The sequence below is a fragment of the Exiguobacterium sp. s161 genome, from assembly GCF_018619045.1.
GTDB lineage: Bacteria > Bacillota > Bacilli > Exiguobacteriales > Exiguobacteriaceae > Exiguobacterium_A > Exiguobacterium_A indicum.
On the sequence record NZ_JACSNH010000003.1, the window covers coordinates 132447 to 156785 of the forward strand.

Here is a 24339-nt window from a genome sequence, read left to right on the forward strand (position 1 = left end):
TGTTATGGGATTATTCTGAATTTAAATTTTGTATTAAGAAGTCAGACATCGCTTCCGATAATCAGATGTAGAATGTCGGAAGGGTGTGGAATAGATGAAACGATGGAGCGGAATCATACTGGCATCGACACTTAGCCTCGCAGGGTGCGGCAGTGTCATCGATGATCCAGAACGGGCAGTCAAGGAGCGAAAGGAAATGGCAGTCGTCTTGTCGGATGTTGGTCTTGGCGATCAATCATTCAGCGATGCGGCGATGAGCGGTATGGCGTTGTTACGGGAGAAGGAAGGGTGGTCAATCGATTACCGAGAGTTGAACGAAACGAAGACCTATAAAGCAGCATTCGAAGCGTTAGCCAAAAAGAAGCCGACCGTTATCGTCGGACTCGGCTTTATGGGACAGACGGATCTTGAAACGGTTGCTAAAAAATATCCGAAACAACAATTCGCCTTGATTGATGCTGTATCGACGTTACCGAACGTACTCTCGGTTACGTTCAAAGAGGAGGAAGGAAGCTATTTAGCGGGTGCGGCTGCAGGTATCCAAACGAAGACGAATACGATTGGTTTCGTCGGTGGGATGAAGTCACCTCTGATCGAAAAATTCGAAAAAGGATACATAGCTGGCGCAAAAGCCGTCAATCCAAAAACAAAAGTACTCGTCGAATACGCAGAGGACTTTGCAGCGCCTGAAAAGGGACGGACGCTCGCAAACGAAATGATGCAGAAAAAGGCAGACGTGTTATACGCAGCAGCGGGGTTGACGGGAAGCGGTGTCCTTGAGGCAGCGCAAACGAAGGGGAAAAAAGCGATCGGTGTCGATAGCGATCAGACCCCGATCGCACCTGACGCTGTCATGACGTCAATGCTAAAACAAGTTGATCTTGCGATCACGAAAATCGGACAAGATGTGGCTGCGAAAGGTCTACAGTCCGGACAAGTCGTCCTGGGTGTCAAAGAAGGGGCAATCCAGTTGGCTCCAATCCGAAACACAAACTTTACGGACGGGGAACGAAAAAAATTAGAGCAGCTACAACAAGACGTGCTCGAAGGTAAGGTGACGATCCAATGACGTTACGGAAACGATTTTTACTCTCCACGTTAGTGACGATTTTGAGTGTCGTCATCTTGATGGGATGGACTTTGTTCCAACTCCGTCAAATTCAGTCCTATAACGAAGATTACGGGAAACAGCTCGTTGAGATCTCAGAGCTTGAAACGAAGCTCTTATATGAACAGGCAGCATGGAACCGACTGGCAAGCCAACCGTCTGAAAGTCAGGCGGAGCAAGTACAGGCACTTAGCAAAAAGAACGAACAAGCCTTGAACCAGTTACAAAAGACGTATTTGATTCCAGCATTTCAAGAAGAGTTGAACCGGGCGGATATGAAATATAAGACGCTTGCTGCGAAACGGACGGAACTGACGGACGCGATGAATCCGATTGAGATTCGCTCCCATGCCGCACGAATCGAAGGTGTGCTCAGTGATCTCTATACGTTACATACGAAAAATGGAGAGTTTTATGATGTCTTACAACGTGAAGCAAAAGACGAGACATTGAACCTGACGCGGACCGTCATGATTGCGACATTCATTCTCCTGATTGGTCTTGCGTTATACAACTGGTACTTCGCACGTAGCATCACGCGACCAATCAGCCGTGTCGTCCGGACAACAGAACAGATTTCGGACGGAGACTTATCGCAGGAATTAGTCGTATCCGGTCGAAAAGATGAGATTGGTCGACTCGAGACAGCGGTTGCGCAGATGCAAGGAACATTGCATGAGGTCATCGGAACGATCAGTCGTTCGTCGAATACGATTCGTCAGATGAGTACGGAAGCGACGACGGAGAACGCGAACATCGTTGAAGTTTCTGGTAACATGACCCATGCGATCAATGAGATGGCGAGCGGGACACAAACGGTGTCGGACGATATCCAGACGACAGTCAGTACGATGTCCGATATGCAACAGCTCTTTGAAGAGAGTGAACAACGTGCACAAACGGCTTATGCAGAAGGACAGGCGGCCGATCACGTGATGGTTCAAAGTAGTTCCATCATGGAACAACAGGCCGCATCACTACGTGCATCAACAGAACAAAATCGCGAACTTGGTCATAAACTGGAAGGTTTCTTAGAGCAGACGCAACAAATCGAACAGATGGCGCAACTCGTCGCTGGAGTTTCTGCACAGACGAATTTATTATCACTTAATGCGGCCATCGAGGCGGCGCGGGCTGGGGAAGCCGGTCGTGGATTTGCCGTCGTAGCAAGTGAAGTTAAAAAGTTAGCGGATGAGACAAATGAGGCGACGCGCTCAATCTTCTCACTCGTTCGTTCGATTCGTCAGGATGGTGCTGTCTTACAAGAAGCACTCGTGCAAGCGGAGCGGGAGCAGACGAATCAGGTCGAGAACTTCACACACGTTCAAGAAGCATTCGGTGAGACGCGTCAAAAGGTAGCAAGTGTGACGGAAACGCTCGATTACGTGACGAAACAACTCGTTCATTCGAAACAACAAGCCCGTCATGTCGTTGGTCAAGTCAGTACAGTCAGTGGCGTCATGGAAGAACTTGCAGCCGGAAACGAAGAAATTGCTGCTTCGATGCGTGATCAACAGGCATCGTTCGAACAGATTCATCAATTGATGCAAGAACTCGAATCGACGACGACGTCGCTTGACAGTCAGACACATCAATTCAAAATTTAATGAACACAGCAAAAAGTGCACGCTTTCTCAGGAAGAGAAGGCGTGCACTTTTTCTTGAATCGACTTATTAGACTTATTAGAAGAAGCTTTCTGGATCGAGCTCATTCGTCCGTCCATTCGCATCATACTGGTATCCACCATCGTGGATTTCAAAATGCAAGTGTGGACCAGTTGAGTTACCGGTGCTTCCGAGAACACCGATTTGCTGTCCTTGTTTGACTTGTTGTCCCTGTTTAACGTTTAAGGCATTCATATGAGCATACACGGTCGTATATGTTTTCCCGTCGATATTATGAGAGATATAGACGTGATTTCCGTAAGGACCACCTGAACTTGCTAAGATGACTGTTCCGCTTGCAGACGCAACGATTGGCGAGTTGAGTGGACCAGCGAAGTCTGTTCCGTTGTGGTACGCATAACCATTACTTCCGCTTGCTGCACCCATTCCTTGCGAAACAGAGCCTTGAGCAGGTTTGATGAATTTACCTTTTGCTTTTGAGATGACTTTCGTACTGGCCTTGCTAACAGATGCTGGCGCTGCCGATTGTTTCGCGGCTTTTGCGGCAGCTGCTTTTGCAGCACGAGCTGCCGCTTTTTCAGCTGCTTCCTGTGCCTTCAGTTGGGCCGATGCCTCTTTCAGGCTGAGGATATTGGATTCTATTTTTTTCTTTTGTGACGTCAAGCGTTTCAAAAGGGCTGTTCGTTTTTGTTTCTCTTCTTTCAGTTCACGTTGTTTCTTTTTCAAAACATTACGATCTTCAATCAAGTCTTGGCGTGTCTGCTTCAATTCTTCTTTCGCAGCTGCCAGTTCTTTTTTGTTTGATTCGTAATCTTTTAACAAAGAAGCATCGCTTTCCGCAATCGTATTGAAGGCATTGAAGCGGCTAATCATATCACCGACATCTTTTGCGCCGAAGACGGCTTCAAGCAGCGGGGCATTATCGGCTTTAGACTGACGAACTGCCAGGCGATCACCGAGCATTTTTTCTTGCTTCTTGATTTTCTTTTGTAACTTTTCGATTTTATCTTCTAATCGAGCAATCTGTTTCGTGTTTTCGTCGATCTTCTTTTGATTTTCGACGACTTGTAATGTCAGCCCGTTAATCTGTTGATCCAGGGCGTAGACTTGTTGCTGTGCTTTAGATAATTGATTATTTTTTTGAGACAACGCCTCGCGTTGCTTCGATTGTTGTTGCTGGTTTTGTTGTTGCTTTTCTTTATATGAACTTGCCGCGTCGACGGGAGTTGTCGTCATGAGCGGACTTGCGAGTAAAGTGAGTGTCATGAGCGATAGCCCGAGTGACTTTCCGAAAGGTCGTTTCATAAACTAAGCGTCATTCCTTTCCCTTGTGAAGTGTTACCTATCCCACTCTAACAAGAAAATCGAAAAATCCACTTTACAATTCTTTTAAAAAAATACAAGAGAAACTAGCAGAAAGTATGAAGAATTTATGAAAATAACGATAGAGAAGTAAAAGGACATGCTTGAATCGTTGATATAGAAGGAAAAATTGAGGAACGATTGATTGATTTCCGAATGATGTCATAGGATATATTTTTGTAACATCATATAAATAGAACGTTTATTAATGTTTGAAAAAGGTATAAGTATAGTTTTTGTGAAATGAAAAAGTGCCCCGAAAGGCACTCAGCACGAATCATTCTTCATAAATCATCTTTCGTGTCATTCCACCGTCTAGGACCAATGTTTCGCCCGTCAAGAAATCGTTATCTGGGTGTGTCAGATAGAGAGCCGCACGAGCGACATCACTTGGTTTTCCGACGCGACCAGCTGGATGTTGACTATGATCTTCAGGTGATAATTCTTGATAGTCACCGGTTTCAATCCAACCAGGAGCAATCGCGTTGACGAGAATTCCGTCTTCTCCAAGTGAGACAGCAAGTGCATGGGTCAGAGCAAAAATGCCACCTTTCGTCGACGCATAGGATTCCGTATGCGGTTCCGACATAAAGGCGCGGGTCGAAGCAAGGTTGATGATTCGACCACCACTTTTACTTTGTTTCAAATAGGGTGTAGCCGCCTTAGTTGTCAAGAAGATGCTACGCAGATTCGTATGATGAACTCGGTCCCATTCCTCAAGCGATAATTCGAGTAATGGTTTTCGAATCATAATTCCAGCGTTGTTGATGACAATGTCGATGCGACCAGTATGTTCAATCGCTTTTTCAATCAACAGTTGAACGTCTTTTTCATGTTGGATATCGAGGTGATAGAAATAAGCCGTACCACCATCTTCTTCAATTTGTTGGACCAATTCGTCTCCTGTCATCTGATCGATATCAGCAAGAACGACATTTGCGCCATGCGCAGCATAGGTGCGGGCGAGTTCTGCACCAATTCCATTCGCAGCTCCTGTAATGATGACGGTTTGATTAACATGATTCATAAAAATCATCCTTTCTGTAACGCTTCTCTCCCTTTTTTACCGTTCCATCATATCCTGAAACCTGACAGGATTATCATCCGTAGGAACAGGGAAATAGAAAAGCGTTGAAGTTACTTTAGAATGGGGGAAAATAGGAATGAAATTCTCGAATCAACAATTAGAAAAACAACAAAATCAATATGCCGAAGATGCAAAAGATTATATCGATCGTCCGAAAAAGACGAATTCGTTGTTACAACGAGCAACTGCAAAGGTAAACAGTAACTCTCGTTTGTCCGTCGTCTTCTCACCGTTGACGTTATTCGTCGATATGATTCGCGCGTACCAATCAGGTGAATATCGCAACATTCGTCGTACGACGATCTTAAAAGTAATCGGAGCGTTGATTTACCTCGTGTCACCGATTGACCTCGTACCTGATTTCGTACTCGGATTTGGTTTCGCAGACGATATCGCGGTCATCCTTTTCGTCACGAAAACAGTCTTTGAAGAATTGACACGTTTCAGTGACTGGCAAGATGAACAACAAAAGCGCCGTACGCAACCAGTACAAAGTGAGGATGCGTATTAATCAAATAGATGATCCGAGCGACTTCACTATGAGAAGTCGCTCTTTCTGATGTAAAAAGAGCCGTTTCCTGTACGCCTTCTTGAAAGTTCGATACACTAGAAATAGTTGGTAAAGGGGGAGGAGGGACGAAGATGGGACATCACTGGATGGAGTCATACGGTTATATTGGCATCATGATGACGCTCATGTTTCCATTCATACCGAGCGAAGTGCCGCTAGCGTATGCCGGATATCTCGTCCACACGGCACAGGCGAATCTGCTATTCATGTTGTTCCTCGCTGTAGTGAGCTTCGTCATTAGTCAGAACCTCTTCTTTACGATTGGTCAGTTCGGGAGTGAACGGTTATTGAACCGTTTATTCAAATGGTTTCGGATTTCGGAAACAAAAATGCTTCAGTTTCAGACACAAATGGAGACGAAGGGACGCTATATTCTCCTTCTGTCCCCGATGTGGCGCATCGGATTTGCGATTGGTGCCGGTCTGACTGGTGTTTCACGCTGGACGTTTACCGTCGTGACGACGATTTCCTTTTTCCTTTGGTCGGCGATCTTCATTTGGGGCGGGAAAGCCGTCGGGCATGAATGGCGAAAATTGCACCATCTCAATCATCCAATAGTTTGGATTGGTTTAGGTGTGTTGATTACGGTTGGCTACTTGATTCAAAAAAAGAGAAAAGCAAAAAAAGAAATCTAAAAGGAGTGGGAACATGGGAATTATCTTATTCGATATTGACGGTACATTGATCGATTCAACGGAACAGATGACAGAAGCAATCCATCGGGCGATGGAGGACATGCCGCATCTTCCAAAACCTTCTAAAGCTAGTGTACAAGCAAGTTATGGTTTAGCAGGAAGTGCCTTTTGGCGTAAGGCGATTCCGGAAGCCTCAGAAGAGGATATTCGGTTGATTCGTAAAAAAAGACATGGTCATCTAGAAGCGACGATGGCAGAACAGAATGTCTTGTTTGATGGAATTCGATCCTTATTAGAAGCGCTAGTGTCTGCAGGACATACCATTTCAACAGCGAGTAATTGTGGCAACCACTATCTTAACCTTGTGCTGGATAGTCAAGACATTCGTTCGTTTTTCACGAGTCCGAAATGCTTAGAATCCGTCAACGGGAAAGAAAAGGCGGATATTTTACGAGCGCACCGTGAGGAGTTTGGGGAAGAGTCCTACTGGATGATCGGGGATCGGTCTTCCGATGTGGAAGCGGCTCGTAAGGAAAAGATGCCGGTCGTTTTATGCCAGTACGGTTTTGGGACACAATCCGAGTGGGATTCGGCAGACCATGTCATCGAGTCACCGCTTGACTTACTGACAGTGATCAAATAAATGCACCAAAAAGCCAAGCTCGATCCGTCGATTTTTTAGACGGTCGGCTTGGCTTTTTTGTGATGAGAGAACGATAACGATGAACTTACTCGAAATCCAGTCGGTATGGTTCTGCACTCATCCATGGACGGAATCTCCGGAAGAGTAGGTGGAACACTAGACAAAGGATGACCGGCAAGAAGATGAATAATCCCAGAACAAATGTCATGTTGAACAATGTCCAGCCTCCTGACATCAGATGTAACGCATTGATCGGACCGATTAATCCAGACATTCCGAAGCCGGCACTAAACGGTGTACCTTGGACGCCGAGCATTCCTGCTAGTGCGCCAAGGATAGCAGCACTACACATGACAGGAAGAATCATCAAGGGATTACGGATGAAGTTCGCCATCTGGATTTTAGGAGAACCAAGAAAATGAGCAATCGACGTTCCGCGCGAATTGGCTTGCCACCCGGCAATCGCAAGACCGAATCCAGCGGCACAGACGCCTAGATTTGCAGCTCCGGCGGCAACACCCGATAGACTGATGGCGGTCGCAATACCGACCGTTGAAAGCGGAGAGACGATCAGTACGGAAAAAGTAATCGCAATCAGAATACCCATTAAGACGGGTTGAAGTGCCGTAAAGTCTGAGATGACATGTCCGATCGCTGTCGTGATCCGTGTCACGAACGGATACGTCAAAACACCAATCCCACCGGCACCGACAATCAAAATCGTTGGCATGACAAGCACCGTATACGTCTTGAAACGTTCACCGATCAATAAGACGATTGCCGTCGCAACAGCTGCCGTCAGTCCGGCATTGATGACGTCGCCCGTGCCGACGAAAACGAAGGTCGCATCTGCACGAGTTGCAACGCCTGAGCCAACGACCGTCGCGAGTCCAATCGACGTGGTCGCAATCGGTGTCACTTTAAATTGCATGGCTACGGCAACACCAATCACCATCGGCAAAAGGCGCATCGCGAGTGTAGTGGCATCTAAAACATGCTGGGCTCCGGATACGTATGGCAACAACGCCTTAGCGAGTTCACCGAGTAGTGCTCCCGGAATGAGGGCAACGAGAATTCCGATACTGAGTCCGTTTAAAACATGAACAGCAAATTGACGTGGCTGACGCAAAATAGATGAATCCATACAAGTCCTCTCCTTATGTAATGCTTTTGTGCATAACAGTATAAAAGTTATGAATTGTGTTTTATCTTACGGTAAGAACAGAAGGACGTCAAGAAAAAGTTAGAAAATTCCAAACAAGCAAAGGATTCGTCTTTCAGAAACGGAATTGTTACAGTGAAGAAGTACATTGAATGAGGAGGTCATGAATCATGTCAGAACAACGTATCGTATTAGCAGCACGACCAAACGGAAAACCAACAGGGGAAACATTCCGCTATGAATCATTTGAGTTAACAGAGCTGAAGGAAGGACAAGTCGCACTGGAGTCACTCTATATCTCGGTCGATCCATATATGCGGGGTCGTATGAACGATGCGCGTTCTTATTCGCAACCATTTGAGATTGATGAACCGATTCACGGAGGTGTCGTAGCACGTGTCATCGAGTCTAAAAGTGAAGGGCTCAAGTCAGGTGATGTCGTTGTCGGGATGCTCGATTGGGCAACAAAAGTAGTCGTCGATGCGAAAACCGTTCGTAAAATCGATGAGCAAATCGCACCGATTTCAACAGCACTTGGTGTTCTCGGAATGACAGGGATGACAGCGTATTTCGGATTGCTTGATATCGGGAATCCACAACCAGGGGAAACGGTCGTCGTATCGGCAGCAGCAGGGGCTGTTGGATCGATCGTTGGTCAAATCGCTAAAATCAAAGGCGCACGTGTCGTCGGAATCGCAGGAAGTGACGAAAAGCTACAACACTTGAAAGCAGATCTTGGTTTTGATGAAGTCATCAATTATAAAACGGAAGACATCCGGGAAGCGTTAGACCGGACATGTCCAGACGGCATCGATGTCTATTTTGAAAACGTCGGTGGGGAAATCGGTGATGCAGTTCTTGATCGACTCAATCCATTCGCGCGGGTACCAGTCTGCGGTGCCATTTCTGGATATAACGCACAACAGGACATCGGTCCACGTGTTCAATCGAAATTAATCATCGCGCGTGCGCGCATGCAAGGTTTCTTAGTGGGCGATTATGGCAAACGATTCAAGGAGGCGGCTGAGCAACTCGGTCAATGGGTTAGTGAAGGAAAGTTACAATACGAAGAGACGATCTTTGAAGGATTCGATCGTGTACCAGATGCTTTCCTTGGCTTGTTCGATGGGTCGAACACGGGGAAACTATTAGTAAAAGTGAAGTAAATATGCCAAAAGAGGTTGCGGAATCATTTCCGCAACCTCTTTTTCAATGGCGTAAGATTCATGAATCTTTTCGATCGCGCTCGAGCTCTTCAGGATCAGGATCCGGATGTTGTGTTTCCGCAGGCTTGATGCCGGGATCGGATGTCTCAGCTGGATCAGGATCCGGGTGAAGACCAACGTCTGCCTTTTCATCTGGTAAATCATGATTTTTTTCGTTTAACATGTCCAGTCATCTCCTTTTATCAATACGTAGTAATGTTTCCCCGTTTTTTAAATCCAAAACAATCAGGGTGCATAGGATTCGTTTTTGAAAACATGTGAATGACTTCCACGGACAAGAAAGTGAAAGCGGTCGATTTCCTAGGAAATACAGGTTGACTGAACTGGAATGTAAGGAAAATCCAAAAAAGCTTCATGAAGTCTTTACAAAAACCTTGCAAGTCCTTCAAGTAGCCTTTGAACTGCTTCCGTAGACTAAGAAAGAGTTGAAAAGAGGAAGGGTGTTTACGTGTGAGTGATCAAAAATGGAAACGACAAATCATGCAACAACTGAACTGGGTCCGCGAAGAGAAAAAACGGCTGACGAGCGCGACGACCGCAAGTAAAGATGCACTCGAAAAACTCCGTCAGTTAGACGTCTTGCGACTGCCGACGGTTCGAACTTCTAATAACACGACGACACGTTACCGACAAAATAGCCAAGCGTCACTACTAGATCAATTGGATGTCTCACATATACCGATCCGGACGACGACGCGTTATTATGAAAAACGATCAATCGAAATAGCCATCGTCTGTTCGGAATTCATGTATGCCTACTATGAAGATGCGGCTCATCTTCATTACGTTAATTCTGATACGTTTGAGGATGTCTTCAAACGCCCAATTGATCTATTTTTAGTTATTTCGTCTTGGAAAGGACTCCAAAATGATGATTGGAAAGGTGTCGCCACACCGAATTCCAAGAAGCGAAACCGATTACTTGCGATGATGCAAGAAGTGAGAGATAAAGGCATTCCAGTCGTTTTTCAATCGACAGAAGATCCGAGCAATCATGAACGTTTTCAAGACGTGGCGCAAGCTGCGGATTACGTTCTGACTTCAGATGAGGCGATGATTCCTGAATACCGTGTCTTATGTGGACACGATCGGATCATGGCGATGCCGTTTGGTGTCAATCCACTGATTCATAATCCAATCGGGGCGACACGTAGCCGAAAGAAGGGCGTCTTATTTGCCGGTAGCTGGATGGCGAAATATCCGGAACGTGTGAAAGATACGGAAATGTTATTTGATGGGGTGATGCAATCCTCGCACGAACTCGATATCGTGGACCGAAATTATCATCTCGACTTACCAGCTTATCAGTTTCCGGAGCGCTATCAATCACGGGTCGCACCAGCGATTCCTTATGATGCCTTACAACAAGTCAGTAAATGTTATGACTGGGTTTTGAACTTGAACAGCATCAAATACAGCAAAACGATGTGTGCCCGTCGCGTTTATGAATCACAAGCACTCGGGAATTTGATTCTGTCGAATTACAGTATCGCCGTCAATAATGAATTTCCGAATATTTTTACCGTGCATGACGCACAAGAGGCGACGGCAATCGTGGAGCGCACGTCGCAAGAAGAAATCGAACGGTTACGAGCAGAAGGACTTCGTGCCGTCATGACGGGGCATACGGTCTTCGAGCGGATGGATCAGATTCTAGCGTTCATCGGGCGCATACCTGAGACACAAAAACATCGTTTACTAGTCGTCGTCGCTCAGGACGGAGAAGACATCCGTAACGTAATCGATCGCCAAAGCCTCACACCCGACGCAATCGTTTCTGTGGATGCATTAACGGAGCAACTTTACAATCAAGCAGATCTCGTTGCTTGGATGGATGGACAGGAATCCTATGGTGAGTATTATCTAGAGGATCTTGTGAATGGTTTTAAATACAGTGATGCCAGCATCGTTCGTAAAGGGAGTGATCATCCGTATCATGTACAAGAGATGAGCGGTAGCCGAAACGGCGCGATCGTTTGGCGAGCAGATCTCGAATATGACGCATTCCAAGCAGATGAACTGAACGGAAGAACACTGTTGCTCGATCAATTTGAATGGAATGAACAGGTGGTAGTACCGACCAATCAGACACCGCAACTGTCGGTCGTCGTTCCGATCTATAACAATGGAAAACACCTCACGTATAAATGTTTCGCCAGTCTCACGCGGATGGACCGATTCATGGAGTCGGAGATTTTACTCGTAGATGATGGATCGACGGACAGAGCGACACGTCAAGCCGTAGAGCGTCTCGCACGACGCTATGAAAATGTCAGAACCTATTTCTTTGAGACAGGTGGAAGCGGTAGTGCTTCACGTCCACGCAATAAAGGAGTCGAGATGGCATGCGCTGACTACGTGACGTTCCTTGATCCGGATAACGAGGTACTCAGTGATCGATACGCCTTTTTGCTTCAGGAACTAGAAAATGATCCATCACTTGATTTTGTGGCGGGTCATATGAAAAAGCTGGCCGAGAAGACGAGTATCATCGCCTTGCCGACGATTCGTAAACAGGGACGAACAGTTTGTGAAGATCCGAAAGCTTTTCTATTGAAACATCGGTTTGCGGTACAAAGCATTCAAGCACTCGTCGTCCGTCGCACGTTCCTGCTCGAGCATCAATTGGAACAGGTCGTCGGTGCGGTCGGTCAGGACTCTTTATTCTTCCAGGAATTGATGCTTCGCGCGAACCGTGTCTTACTCGTCAATCGAGTCATCCATTATTATTACGCAGCCGTTGCAGGGTCAACGGTGAACGCATTGACGGTGAAGTTCTTCGAACGAAGTGTCGTCCGAGAGCGGGCACGCGCTGAGAAATTCGCTCGTTATGGAGTGCTAGAAGAATACAAGGAAACACGATTCGAGCATTTCTTTGAGCATTGGTATCTTGTCAAATTACGCTACTGCAGTGATAAGGATTTTGCACCAAGTGTCGCATTGTTGCGAACAATCATCGGATTCTATGAACCCATCACGTTGACGAACCCATTGATCCGTCAGTTCATAGAACTTGCGGATCGACAGGAGACGGATCGACTTCAACACTTATTACTCGAGGAGGTGCAGAAATGACGGCATCGATGAAAACAGCACGCCCCAAGGATCAAATACGAGCTGCCTACTACGATCAGTTAGGTGGTGGATTCGGTAAAAAAGTCCGCGCACGTGTTCACTGGATCGTTCGACAAGCAAAAGGGGAGCACATTTTAGATATCGGATGTTCGGGTGGAGTTGTTCCGATTTTACTTGGACGGGAAGGGAAACACGTCGTCGGAATCGATGTACTACCGGAAGCAATCATCGAGGCCAAACAAGCCTTACTGGAGGAACCGGTATCCGTTAAAGAAAAGGTGGAATTACATGAAGCAAATGTCATGACATACACACCTGACATTCAATTCGATACGGTCTTGATGACGGAAGTACTGGAACATATCGGAGAGCCAGAGCGCTTTATCGCCCGTGCCGTCTCGTTCATCGCACCAGAAGGACGACTCGTCATCACAGTCCCATTTGGAGTAAACGATTATGCGGATCACAAACGGACATACTATTTAAATCAATTGCTTGAGCAGTTGACACCCTTCGGTAAAATCGAGACGGTCGAGCGGATTGATAAGTGGCTCGGAGTCACGATTCAAGTCTATCCGGAACCTCAAGAGGGTCGATCGATTTTACCAGAGGAAGTCGAATGGCTCGAGGATGCCTTTGAAGAGGTGGAACGATTGCATCTGGCAACGATCCTTGATTTAAAACGCAAGCAACAGAATCTAGAACGGAAAGTGCAACGGTTAGGAGAACAAACGGAAGAATTGGAACATATTCGAGCAGAATCGCTACGTCATGAACAGCAACTGCAGGAACAGCATGAACAATACAAGATGCTCGAAGAACAATATGCCGTATTGCTTGATCGATTTGAAGGATCGCTGGTGACAAATCTAGAACTGCTGGAGGCGAATGCGTCATGGAAATCAAAATACCGCTCACTCGCGCGCTCAAAACTCGGAAAAGTCGTCGTCCGCTACTGGAAGTTCCGACGTCAACTCAAACAACGCCGGAGTCGTCGATGAATGTCTTGATGATTTGTCAAAATTTCTATCCGGAAATCGGGAGTGCTGCAAACCGAATGAAGAATATCTTCAAGCGGATGGAACAAGCAGGAAATGATGTCCATGTGCTAACGTCAGAACCGCTCTATCCGACGGCAGAACTTTATACGGACTCGATGTTCTGGGATGAACCGAGCCTTGATACGGCACATGTAACCCGGATCCAACCGCGTGACGTCCGGGCGACGAATAATTTATGGCGGCGTCTTCGTTTGTTCGTCGAACAATTCGTGCTCGCGATTAAAGAGGTGCGACATGATCCGAAATCCTATGCCTACATCTATGCGACGACGCCATCCATCTTCATGGGACTCGTCGGGGTCGTCGCGAAACATGTCAAAAAGGCTCCCTTGATTCTCGATGTACGTGACTTATGGCCGGAATCGTTGATTGGCGTCGGCATCACAAAATCGCGTCTCTTATTGACTCCGCTCTATTGGCTTGAAAAATGGATGTACCGTCAGGCAGATCAATTGGTCATCAACAGTGAGGGATTTCGATCGTATATTGAAGGACGAGGCATTGCACCGGAAAAAATTCATTATATTCCAAACTCGATCGAGGAAAATGAGTGGTTGATCAAACGTCGTAAAGTATCGGAACAAGTCCGCGTCGTGTATACAGGAAATATCGGTCTCGCACAAGATGTGTTCTTGTTGCTTGACGTCGCACAGGAACTTCAACAAGAGGAGGATATCTGTTTTCAAGTCGTCGGTTACGGCTATCACAAGCAAACGTTCGAACGACTCGTCAAGGAACGTGGATTAACGAACATCGAATTTCTTGACGCGATGCCACGCTGGGATGCGTTGAAACAACTTGCGAAGAGTGACATTGCCTTTGCAACACTCGTCGAAAGTACAGCGTTCGATACGGTGACACCAGGAAAAATCATCGACTACATGGCGATGGGGTGTGCCATCGTCGGAGCGGTATCCGGACACGCGGCGCATGTCATCGAAGAGGCAGGAGCGGGTTACGTGTCTGTCCAGCGAAAAAAAGAGGAGATCGTCGATCATATTCTTGAGTTATCACGAAATCCAGAGAAACGTGCAGCGATGGGACGAGCGGGTGTGGATTACGTCCAACGCCATTTCGATTGGGAACAAAATCAACAGCGTTTGTTCGAAGCCATTGAACAAACACAGTCACGAAAGGCGGTCACAGAATGAAGCGCATTGGGATGTTTGTTTGGAATCCGTTTACGAATGACGCTCGTGTCTTACGTGAATGTACAGCACTCGTCGAGGCAGGACACCGCGTGGACCTATACTGTCTCAATGACGGCACACTTCCAGAAGTCGAATACCCGATGTCAGGGTTTCGCGTCATTCGAATCGACCGGACGCCACCTTTTGCGAGGTGGCTCCCGTTCTTTCGCAAACGGAAAAAACGGACTCTTGTGATCGGATTGATGGGGGCGCTTCTTGCACCATGGCTGATTCCCGTGATGCTCGTGCTCTTTTTACTCATGCGAAGTCGATTCATCCGTTACGCCCTATATAACAGTTTCGGCATTCTTCGTATGACACGTGCTGCCCGGAAGCATGATTATGACGTCATGCATGCGAACGATGTCAATACGTTACCACAAGCGATTGGAGCGGCGCGTGGTGCACAAATCGTCTATGACTCGCATGAAGTCCAAACCGATCGGACAGGATACGGAAGCATGCAAGGGAAACTAGAGCGCTGGTTGCTTCACTTCGTCGATCAGACGATCGTTGAAAATGACACACGTGCGGATTACCATCAAAAGTTATATGGAACTCGACCGTCCGTCTTACACAATTATCCGTTTTACGAACCGATTGTTCCGCAACCGCGACCGTTACGCGAAGAGTTAGCACTCGCACCAGACGAGCCGATTTTGTTGTATCAGGGCGGGATCCAAGAAGGACGTGGCCTAGAGCGACTTATTGAAGCGATGCCGTTCATCGATCGAGGAACACTTATTTTCGTTGGAGATGGAAAGTTAAAAGGGAAACTCATGCAACTGGCTACGCAATCATCGGAAAAGTCTCGAATCCGCTTCATTGAGAAGGTTCCGCTTGCTGAACTACCCAGTTACACGGCAGCGGCGACGGTCGGCTTTCAAGTCCTCCAGAACGTTTGCTTCAATCATTATTCCGCTTCTTCGAATAAACTATTCGAATACATGGCGGCGTTGATTCCTGTCATCGCGGCCGACTTACCAGAAATCCGTCGTGTCGTCGAAACAGAAGGAGTTGGATTAATCGTCGATGTCGAATCACCGCAGAGTATCGCCGAGGCGGTCAATCGTCTAGTGAAGGATGAGAACTTGCGACGGGCGATGCAGGAACGAGCAAGCGTAGCAAGGAGACAATACAACTGGGAGCAAGAAAAAGGTCGACTTCTTGCTGTCTATGACTCGATTTTCATGGAATCTAGCGCAAAATAAGAAAAATAGTCAACGACTCGAAGGGAAATCCACGTGCAATGAAGGAGGATTCCTGACGAGTCGTTTTGTTTCATTCGAATAGACACGAAGGATTCGCGAAAGCTTCATAAGATTTACAAAAACGATAGAAAACACTGGAAATGTAAGGTCTGTGAAGAATGGTTTAAGAGATGGTTAGAAGCATTGGAAAGCAAAGGAAATGTCGTTATGGTCTAGTTACAGCCAAGCCACAGACCGTTCGTTGGCTAGTATGACTAACTCGATGGAGGAATGACAAAATGAAACTTTGCACAATCGGACTAGGATATATTGGATTACCTTCTTCTGCGATGTTCGCGGATCATGGCACGGAAGTCGTAGGTGTCGACATCGATCCACAAATCGTCAATCTTCTGAACACGGGAACGATTCATATTGAGGAACCAGGACTCGAGGAGGTCATCAAACGGGTCGTCGCGAACGGAAAATTCCGAGCGACACTTACGCCAGAACGAGCCGATGTTTTCTTAATCGCCGTTCCAACGCCGAACTTAAACGATACGTATAAATCATGTGATTTGAAATATGTCATTTCAGCGGTCAACAACATGCTGCCATTCCTTGAAAAAGGAAATGTCGTCATCGTCGAATCGACGATTGCACCACGTACGATGGATGATCATGTCCGTCCCTTAATCGAAGCAGCTGGATTTACGATCGGTGAGGACATTTATGTCGTCCATTGTCCCGAGCGTGTCTTGCCAGGACAAATCTTACATGAACTTATCCATAATAACCGAATCGTTGGTGGATTGACGCCAGCGTGTGCGGAGGCAGGGGCTGCCGTCTACGAAACATTCGTTCAAGGTGAAATCGTCCGGACAGATGCCAAAACAGCCGAAATGTCGAAGTTGATGGAGAATACGTTCCGCGATGTCAACATTGCTCTCGCAAATGAATTAACGCAAGTATGTCATCAACTAGAGATCAACGTCTTAGATGTGATTGAGATGGCGAACATGCACCCACGGGTGAACTTGCATCATCCGGGACCGGGAGTGGGTGGTCACTGTCTCGCAGTCGACCCGTACTTCATCGTCGCAAAAGCCCCATCGCTTGCACGCATCATTCATACGGCACGACAAACGAACGTTCAGATGCCGCAATTCGTTGCCGATCAAGCGGCTCGCCTCGTCGGTTCCCGTGTTCGTCCAAAAATCGCCGTCTTTGGTGTCACGTATAAAGGAAACGTCGATGATATGCGCGAGAGTCCAGCTGTCGAAGTCATTGAACAATTGCTCGACCGTGGACTTGACGTCGCTGTCTGTGATCCACACGTCGAACGTTCGATCTCGACACGTTTCGAACTCGTTGATGAGCTGGAAGCGATTCAAGGCGCTGATTTAGCGCTTGTCTTGGTCGATCATGATGAATTCAAACAATTCGATTCACGTCGTCTCGCAAACTACATGCGGACACCGTTGCTCTTCGATACGAAAGGGATCGTCAAAGCGCTCGACGCTGTCAAAGTCCTGAACTTCGGTAATTTGCATACGCACCGCGTGACGGAAGTGGATGCGAAAGCGATATGAACGCGTTACGAACGATTGGGGGAGAGTTGAAGGATCATCTATATCTGATCTTTCGGCTCTCGCTTTATGAAACAAAGAGTCAATATAGCATGCAATACCTGGGTTGGTTTTGGGAGATCATGACGCCACTACTCCAAATCGGTGTCTACTGGGTCGTATTCGGCTTCGGGATTCGTGGTGGGCATCCAGTCGATGGAATTCCGTTCGTTTTTTGGCTCGTCAGCGGATTGATTGCTTGGTTCTTCATCGGTAGTACGATTCCAAGTGGTTCCCGGTCGATTTATGGTCGGGTCGCTCTCGTCTCGAAGATGCACTTTCCATTGAGTACGATTCCAGCGTATGTCATTTTGGCACAATTCTACCGTCATCTCGCGATGATTGCTTTGACGATCATTTTAGGGTGTGCTTTCGGTTACTTCCCGGGATGGCATACGTTTGAACTCCTATATATCGTACCGGCGGGCGTCGTATTCCTCTATGCGGTTTCCTTATTATTATCCGCACTTGCGACGATGATTCGAGATGTACAAAACATGGTGACATCTGCGATCCGCATGCTGATGTATTTGACGCCAATCATGTGGATTCCGCCAGATCACTCGTTATTCAAGATGTTGTTGATGCTAAACCCACTCGTTTATTTGATTGAGGGGTATCGGTCCGCACTCATCGGAACCGGCTATCTGCTCGATCATATGTGGTACGGCGTGTACTTCTGGTGTATGACGCTCGCAATCTTACTTGTTGGAGCATCGATTCACATTCGATTCCGACGCTATTTCATCGATTACGTATAGGAGGGAGAACGATGGGTCATGTCGTGTTTGAGAATGTATCGAAACGGTACATGCTCTATGCCCGACCGATCGACAAGCTAAAGGAAGTGTTGTTCGGTAAGGTGAATGGAAAATCGTTCTATGCTCTGAAGAACGTCTCCTTTTCTGTGGAAGAGGGAGAAATCGTCGGTGTCGTTGGCATCAACGGAAGTGGAAAATCGACACTATCGCATCTGCTTGCTAACGTGACACCACCGACGTACGGTCGGGTCACATTGGGTGGAAAGTCAGCATTGATTGCCATCTCTAGTGGATTGAATAGTCAACTGACAGGGCGAGATAACATTGAATTAAAAGGGCTGATGATGGGCTTGACGAAACGCCAAATCGAGACGATTACTCCAGAAATTCTAGAGTTCGCTGATATCGGGGAGTTTATCGATCAGCCGGTCAAGACATATTCGAGCGGCATGCGAGCTCGAATTGGTTTTGCGATCTCGATTCATATTAATCCAGATATCTTGATCATCGACGAAGCACTCTCAGTCGGAGACCAAACGTTTACCGAAAAGTGCCTCGATAAGATGCGTGAATTCCGCGATCAAGGGAAAACGATTTTTTTCGTCAGTCATTCGCTCAGCCAGGTAAAGAGTTTCTGTACAAAAATCCTTTGGTTGGAATACGGGGAAGTACGTCTATTTGGTCCGACGAACGAAACGTTGGCTGAATACAATAAATATCTATATTGGTACAAACAGTTATCAAAAAAGCAAGCCTCCCATTACGTAGCTAAGAAACGAACGGAACGGATTGGTTCCGTGGATCAGCAAATGATGGGCGAGACGATTGAACAATCGTCATGAAATGAGATAGGGGATGAAGTAAATGAAACGTGTCATGCTTGTATTCGGAACACGACCAGAGGCGATCAAAATGGCGCCGGTCGTCAAAGCACTTGAAAATCGTCAGGACGTCGAACCAATCGTCGTTGTTACAGCACAGCACCGAGAGATGCTCGATCAGGTCCTTGAACTGTTCGAGATCACTCCGGACCATGACTTGGATTTGATGCGTCCGCGTCAGACGTTAGAGGAAATGACGGCGCGTATTTTAAACGCGATGCGTCGCGTCCTCGAAAAGGAACAGCCGGATCTCGTCCTTGTCCATGGGGATACGACGACGACGTTCGCTGCTTCTTTAGCGGCGTTCTATCAACAGATTCCAGTCGGTCATGTGGAAGCAGGATTACGGACATATGAAAAGTATGCGCCGTTCCCTGAAGAGATGAATCGTCAATTGACAGGTGTGTTGGCGGATTATCATTTTGCACCGACTGAACAGGCCGCAATGAACTTACGTGCTGAGAACAAGCAGACGCCAATCATCGTAACCGGTAATACGGTCATCGATGCGTTGAAGACGACTGTATCACCGACATATACACATCCTGTCCTATCGCGCCTAGAGAAGTCGGGACGAAAACTCGTTCTTTTGACGGTTCATCGCCGTGAGAATCATTTACAACTGGCAACGATTTTTGATGCAATCGAGCGACTAGCGAATGAACATCCAGAAATCGAAATCGTCTATCCGGTTCATCCGAATCCGGTCGTACTAGAGGCGGCAGCTCGCTTGGAGCATCATCCGCGGATTCAATTGATCGAACCACTTGATGTATTTGACTTCCATAATCTTGCGGCTCGGGCATCCTTCATTCTGACTGACTCAGGTGGGATTCAAGAGGAAGCACCTTCGCTCGGCGTGCCTGTTCTTGTCTTACGGGAGACGACAGAACGTCCAGAGGGGGTCGAAGCTGGAACGTTGAAGCTCGTCGGGACGAACCCAGAGATGATTTATACGATGAGTCATCAATTGTTGACGGATCAGGCGTTCTATCAATCGATGGCACAAGCGGCGAATCCTTATGGCGATGGACAGGCAGCAGAGCGAATCGTCGATGCCATCATGAGTGAGGTACCTGTATGAGTCAACGTATTCCTCCAGCGATTTATCAGTTCTTTCCATTCGGAACGCAGGAAAAAATCTTGCTTGAGGATGCTACAGATGGTGTCTATTTTGATTTTCAAGAAGCGACGGCAGACGACAAATTGTACATTCAGTTGTTTGATCAAGGATTTCAACATCCGCCTTCAAAGTTATACCGATCAGACGCAACGATTACAGGAGATCTCATCGAGGTGACCTGTCATTTCGAAGTCGATGCACCATGTGTCGTTCAGTTATTCAAGATGCAATATGGACAGAAAAAACGGATGGGATCGGAAACGGAAACCTTCACATTGACGAATGCGACAGTCGTTCATGTACAGATGAAACGAGTACCAGGAGCGAAGTATTTCAAGGTGGCATGGAAGTTCTTGCAAGAGGGGAGCTTCCGGGTCCATCTCCGGGACATTCAGATTGTGCAACATGTCACGGCAGGGGAGGAAGCGACGTATGCTATTTAGTTCGACGATATTCTTATTTCTGTTCTTACCGACTGTGTTGATCGTCTATTACCTACTCCCACGCAGCTTCCGAAATGGCTGGTTATTAGTGACGAGTCTATTCTTTTATGCATTCGGAGAACCGCGTTTTGCATTGCTGATGCTACTGAGCGTCACAATCAACTACTTCTTCGCCTTGTTTGTCGATCTGTATCGACACCGAATCGGCGTCAAGTGGATCATGTTCAGCATGATCGTAGTCAATCTGGGGTTACTCGGCTGGTTCAAGTACAGCGGATTTTTTGTTCGTTCAGTCAACGAGACATTCGGATTAGGATGGTTCGTACCAGAAGTCGTCTTGCCACTCGGGATCTCGTTCTATACGTTTCATGCGATGAGTTATGTCATCGACATCTACAAAGGGAAGGAAGCGGTGCAAAAGAATCCGCTTGACCTCGCCCTTTATATCGCGTTCTTTCCCCAACTCGTCGCGGGTCCGATCGTTCGCTATAACACGATTGCGAGCCAAATCGAGTCACGAGAAGAGACGGTTTCCGATTTTGCCCGAGGGGTTCGTCGGTTTACGATCGGCTTAGCTAAAAAACTGATTCTTGCCAATGGATGTGGTCAGGTCGCGGATGCCATCTTCAATATGAAAGATCTTTCGATGGGGCTTGCTTGGATCGGCATCATCGCCTACGCCTTACAAATCTATTTCGATTTTTCGGGATACAGCGACATGGCGATTGGACTAGCTTTGATGTTCGGATTTCATTTTCTTGAGAATTTTAACTATCCCTACATTTCAAAGTCAGTTTCTGAATTTTGGCGTCGTTGGCATATTTCGCTTGGATCGTGGTTCCGGGATTATGTCTACATCCCGCTTGGTGGAAATCGTGTCTCACCATGGTTACAGTATCGCAACTTAGCAATTGTCTGGATGCTGACAGGTCTTTGGCATGGTGCGAGTTGGACGTTTGTCGCGTGGGGAGCGTATTACGGAATCTGGATCATGCTCGAGAAAGCATTTCTCGGGAAATGGTTGGAGAAAATGCCAGTCTTCTCGACCGTTTGGACACTCGTACTCGTGTTGGTCGGTTGGGTATTCTTCCGTTCCGAGACGTTCCCAGAAGCCGTTACGTACATTCAAGCGATGTTCGTACCAGATGTAATCTGGGATGAACGCGCGAGCTACCAGCTTGTCCAAAATGGTGTTCTATTGCTTGTCGCGTGTATCGCAGCGACACCGATTCCGAAAATCATCGGAGAGCGATTAGTTGTGTCACTCGGAAGAATTGGTACGACGATGCAGTATGGGTATGCGATGTTGCTACTATTTTTGGCGACATCAGCACTTGTTGCAAGTACGTTTAACCCATTCATCTATTTCCGCTTCTAAAAAGGAGGTCTACTGATGGCACAGCCACTTGAAACAGAAAATAAGCAGGGACAAAAACGGACGACTTCTTTTGAACGGATCATGATGTGGGTGACGACAATTAGTTTTTTACTCATCTTGTTAACGATTGGTATCGGAACGATCGTCCGAGAGGATCGTGTGCGTTCCCAGTTAGAAAACCGTACGCTCGCACAATCGGTCAATCCGACGATCGAAGGAATCGCGACTGGAAAAGACATGCTGAAGATGGAGACGTATTTCACGGATCAACTACTTTTGCGGGGAACGTTCGTTGAGATGCAAGCACTACTATCGAAGGATGTCTTCAGACAGCCATTTCGTAATGGAATCTATACAGCTAAAAATGGCTATATGATCGAACCGAGTGCCTCGACTCAAGTCCAGATTCCAAACGCGTTTCAGCAATTCGTGCAAGAAGTCGATCGACCCGTATATATGGCGCTAGCTCCATCGAAGACGGTCATTGCTGAACGCGATCAGTTGATCCCATCGTATGTTGCTTCGAATGCACGGACACGTTACGCAGGAATGATTCGGGACTTCAAGGCTGCCGGGATGACGAATTTGTCACTTGATCAATTAAAACTAACGGACTACTTCAAGACGGATCATCACTGGAATATCGACGGGGCAGCGTCAGCATACCAGACGATTACGAAGGGGATGGGCTTGCAACCGGTCACACCATCAAAAGCAGATCGTAAAGAGGATGAGCATACCTATTATGGTTCATTAGCGCGAAAGACGACGCTTGCGTACGCGACGTCCGGTGATCAGTTAGCTTATTATGGACCAGCATTCTTTAAAGGGATCGATGTCTGTTACGACGGGGCATGCGATCGCCCAGTCATTGATGAATCCTTCGTTCAGCAGGAGGGAGATTACGTCGATCGGTATGAAGTATTCTTGCGCGGGAATCACGGCATCATGTCGATGAAGGAGCAGACGAAGAATGATCGCCCAACGATTCTCGTCTTAAAGGATTCATTCGCGAATCCCGTCTTACCGTTCCTTGCTAAAAGTGCCAATCTGGAAGTCGTCGACGTTCGTTATGTGCCAAAATCATTCGACGTCTCGCAGTTCGCTAAACAAAAACAAGTCGACTCCGTATTGTTCCTGCATAATTCGAACATTGCTGGATTGATGAAGACGTATGAAAACACACTATGAAGGAGTTCATGACATGAGATCCCGAATGGCGAAAAGAAAACCACGCCTTGTTTGGCGCGTATTGAGTGCGCTCCTACTAGGGTTCGTTCTGATTGCTAGTACATCAGCTGGTTTAGCTTTTTTAAAAGTGAAGCAAACGGCAGACGCGTTTTTAACACCGTTAGATGGAGAGCGGCCGAAGCCACTCGAATCGATGAAGCCGGTCAATGTCTTGTTACTGGGCGTGGATGAACGGAAAAATGATAAGGGACGTGCCGATGCCATCATGCTTCTTTCATTCAATCCAAAAACAAGACAAGCGACTTCCCTGTCCATTCCAAGAGATATGCAGGTAACCGTGCCGTCTGGCGAAAAGACTAAAATCAATCATACCTATGCCTATGGGGGGGTGAAAGAGACAGTCGAGACGGTGGAGCAGACGTTTGAGACCGATATTCCTTATTATGCGAAAATCAACATGGATGGATTGATTGAGTTGGTCGATGCTGTTGGGGGTGTCACGGTCGACAATCCATCTGCCTTCAGTTGGAACGACCGTCGTCTTCAAAAGGAGTATGAGAAAGGGAAAATTCATCTGACGGGTCTTGAAGCGAGTGGTTACGCTCGGATGCGAAAGCAAGATCCACTCGGCGATATGGGACGACAAATTCGTCAGCGTCAAGTGCTAGAAGCCGTCGGAATGAAGCTTGCTGGACCACAGTTGTTGACGCAACTCGAAAAGATTACGGACGTCATGAAAAACAACTTTACGACGAATATTGGACTCGATGTCGCAGCGCAACTAGCGCAGGAAAATCAGCGGGGGTTCGAACAATTAAAGCCGCTGAAAATCGAGGGAGAAGGATATATCGCAAGTGATGGTGTCTGGTATTTCTTTGCATCGGACGAATCAATGGAACAGACGAAGCAGACAATCGCTAAACTTCTTGCACGATCGTAAGCTATAACTAGTAGTACCATCAGACAAATCAGGATGAGCGTCTCTAGCACATGATTGT

General features: G+C 47.0%; 21 protein-coding genes and 1 pseudogene. 18 read left to right on the forward strand and 4 right to left on the reverse strand.

Going from position 1 to position 24339, the window contains the following annotated elements; translation table 11 throughout:
- Nucleotides 1–94 precede the first annotated feature (94 nt).
- On the forward strand, nucleotides 95–1069 hold the full coding sequence (locus KNQ14_RS10250; RefSeq protein WP_214860952.1) for a BMP family lipoprotein: 975 nt from the start codon (nucleotides 95–97) through the stop codon (nucleotides 1067–1069).
- Complete coding sequence (locus KNQ14_RS10255) at nucleotides 1066–2715, forward strand: methyl-accepting chemotaxis protein (protein ID WP_214860954.1); 1650 nt, start codon at nucleotides 1066–1068, stop codon at nucleotides 2713–2715. Before KNQ14_RS10250 ends, KNQ14_RS10255 begins: the two co-directional genes overlap by 4 nt.
- A 76-nt stretch (nucleotides 2716–2791) precedes the next feature.
- Here KNQ14_RS10255 and KNQ14_RS10260 read toward each other — a convergent pair whose 3' ends face one another.
- Both KNQ14_RS10260 and KNQ14_RS10265 read right to left on the reverse strand, forming a co-directional pair.
- Entirely contained in the window at nucleotides 2792–4039 is a 1248-nt protein-coding gene (locus KNQ14_RS10260) for a murein hydrolase activator EnvC family protein (protein ID WP_035398401.1), read from the reverse strand.
- 334 nt (nucleotides 4040–4373) lie between these two features.
- The gene (locus KNQ14_RS10265) at nucleotides 4374–5123 is read right to left on the reverse strand and encodes an SDR family NAD(P)-dependent oxidoreductase (protein WP_023467453.1); all 750 of its coding nucleotides are present in this window, start codon (nucleotides 5121–5123) and stop codon (nucleotides 4374–4376) included.
- Between the two features lie 136 nt (nucleotides 5124–5259).
- Between KNQ14_RS10265 and KNQ14_RS10270 the strand changes: the two genes are divergently transcribed.
- From KNQ14_RS10270 to KNQ14_RS10280, 3 genes are all read left to right on the forward strand, one after another.
- On the forward strand, nucleotides 5260–5694 hold the full coding sequence (locus tag KNQ14_RS10270; protein WP_023467454.1) for a YkvA family protein: 435 nt from the start codon (nucleotides 5260–5262) through the stop codon (nucleotides 5692–5694).
- Between the two features lie 131 nt (nucleotides 5695–5825).
- On the forward strand, nucleotides 5826–6389 hold the full coding sequence (locus tag KNQ14_RS10275) for a DedA family protein (RefSeq protein ID WP_035398399.1): 564 nt from the start codon (nucleotides 5826–5828) through the stop codon (nucleotides 6387–6389).
- Between the two features lie 13 nt (nucleotides 6390–6402).
- On the forward strand, nucleotides 6403–7032 hold the full coding sequence (locus KNQ14_RS10280; RefSeq protein WP_214747502.1) for an HAD family hydrolase: 630 nt from the start codon (nucleotides 6403–6405) through the stop codon (nucleotides 7030–7032).
- 85 nt (nucleotides 7033–7117) lie between these two features.
- On the opposite strand, the gene KNQ14_RS10285 is transcribed toward KNQ14_RS10280, so the two are convergent.
- Nucleotides 7118–8176: a PTS sugar transporter subunit IIC gene (locus KNQ14_RS10285; protein WP_058265069.1), complete on the reverse strand. Its 1059-nt coding sequence runs from the start codon at nucleotides 8174–8176 to the stop codon at nucleotides 7118–7120.
- Nucleotides 8177–8364: 188 nt separating this feature from the next.
- On the opposite strand from KNQ14_RS10285, the gene KNQ14_RS10290 reads away from it, so the two are divergent.
- On the forward strand, nucleotides 8365–9360 hold the full coding sequence (locus tag KNQ14_RS10290; RefSeq protein WP_023467457.1) for an NADP-dependent oxidoreductase: 996 nt from the start codon (nucleotides 8365–8367) through the stop codon (nucleotides 9358–9360).
- Between the two features lie 58 nt (nucleotides 9361–9418).
- Here KNQ14_RS10290 and KNQ14_RS10295 read toward each other — a convergent pair whose 3' ends face one another.
- On the reverse strand, nucleotides 9419–9583 hold the full coding sequence (locus tag KNQ14_RS10295; protein WP_023467459.1) for a hypothetical protein: 165 nt from the start codon (nucleotides 9581–9583) through the stop codon (nucleotides 9419–9421).
- Nucleotides 9584–9870: 287 nt separating this feature from the next.
- On the opposite strand from KNQ14_RS10295, the gene KNQ14_RS10300 reads away from it, so the two are divergent.
- The 12 genes and pseudogenes from KNQ14_RS10300 (at nucleotide 9871) to KNQ14_RS10355 (ending at nucleotide 24281) form a co-directional block, all read left to right on the forward strand.
- Nucleotides 9871–12495: a glycosyltransferase gene (locus tag KNQ14_RS10300; protein ID WP_214860956.1), complete on the forward strand. Its 2625-nt coding sequence runs from the start codon at nucleotides 9871–9873 to the stop codon at nucleotides 12493–12495.
- Nucleotides 12492–13496, forward strand: coding sequence for a class I SAM-dependent methyltransferase (locus KNQ14_RS10305; RefSeq protein WP_251138377.1), 1005 nt, complete (start codon nucleotides 12492–12494; stop codon nucleotides 13494–13496). Before KNQ14_RS10300 ends, KNQ14_RS10305 begins: the two co-directional genes overlap by 4 nt.
- Complete coding sequence (locus tag KNQ14_RS10310) at nucleotides 13391–14707, forward strand: glycosyltransferase family 4 protein (RefSeq protein ID WP_251138378.1); 1317 nt, start codon at nucleotides 13391–13393, stop codon at nucleotides 14705–14707. The genes KNQ14_RS10305 and KNQ14_RS10310 overlap by 106 nt, the downstream gene beginning before the upstream one ends.
- 11 nt (nucleotides 14708–14718) lie before the next feature.
- Entirely contained in the window at nucleotides 14719–15957 is a 1239-nt protein-coding gene (locus KNQ14_RS10315; RefSeq protein WP_251138379.1) for a glycosyltransferase family 4 protein, read from the forward strand.
- A 278-nt stretch (nucleotides 15958–16235) separates the two neighbouring features.
- The gene (locus tag KNQ14_RS10320) at nucleotides 16236–17528 is read left to right on the forward strand and encodes a nucleotide sugar dehydrogenase (RefSeq protein WP_214860960.1); all 1293 of its coding nucleotides are present in this window, start codon (nucleotides 16236–16238) and stop codon (nucleotides 17526–17528) included.
- Nucleotides 17525–18325 carry an ABC transporter permease gene (locus KNQ14_RS10325; RefSeq protein WP_023467468.1) on the forward strand — a complete coding sequence of 267 codons (801 nt, stop codon included), beginning with the start codon at nucleotides 17525–17527 and terminating at the stop codon, nucleotides 18323–18325. The genes KNQ14_RS10320 and KNQ14_RS10325 overlap by 4 nt, the downstream gene beginning before the upstream one ends.
- A gap of 11 nt (nucleotides 18326–18336) precedes the next feature.
- Nucleotides 18337–19077 (forward strand): annotated as a pseudogene (tagH, locus tag KNQ14_RS10330) (teichoic acids export ABC transporter ATP-binding subunit TagH); the annotation flags it as partial.
- Between the two features lie 112 nt (nucleotides 19078–19189).
- Nucleotides 19190–20290, forward strand: coding sequence for a non-hydrolyzing UDP-N-acetylglucosamine 2-epimerase (wecB, locus tag KNQ14_RS10335; protein WP_214860961.1), 1101 nt, complete (start codon nucleotides 19190–19192; stop codon nucleotides 20288–20290).
- Entirely contained in the window at nucleotides 20287–20772 is a 486-nt protein-coding gene (locus KNQ14_RS10340; protein WP_214860962.1) for a hypothetical protein, read from the forward strand. The genes wecB and KNQ14_RS10340 overlap by 4 nt, the downstream gene beginning before the upstream one ends.
- Nucleotides 20762–22150, forward strand: a complete 1389-nt coding sequence (locus KNQ14_RS10345; RefSeq protein ID WP_023467476.1) for an MBOAT family O-acyltransferase — start codon at nucleotides 20762–20764, stop codon at nucleotides 22148–22150. The genes KNQ14_RS10340 and KNQ14_RS10345 overlap by 11 nt, the downstream gene beginning before the upstream one ends.
- Nucleotides 22151–22165: 15 nt before the next feature.
- The gene (locus KNQ14_RS10350; protein ID WP_075642014.1) at nucleotides 22166–23341 is read left to right on the forward strand and encodes a DHHW family protein; all 1176 of its coding nucleotides are present in this window, start codon (nucleotides 22166–22168) and stop codon (nucleotides 23339–23341) included.
- Between the two features lie 13 nt (nucleotides 23342–23354).
- On the forward strand, nucleotides 23355–24281 hold the full coding sequence (locus KNQ14_RS10355; protein WP_023467480.1) for an LCP family protein: 927 nt from the start codon (nucleotides 23355–23357) through the stop codon (nucleotides 24279–24281).
- The last annotated feature ends 58 nt before the right edge of the window (nucleotides 24282–24339 follow it).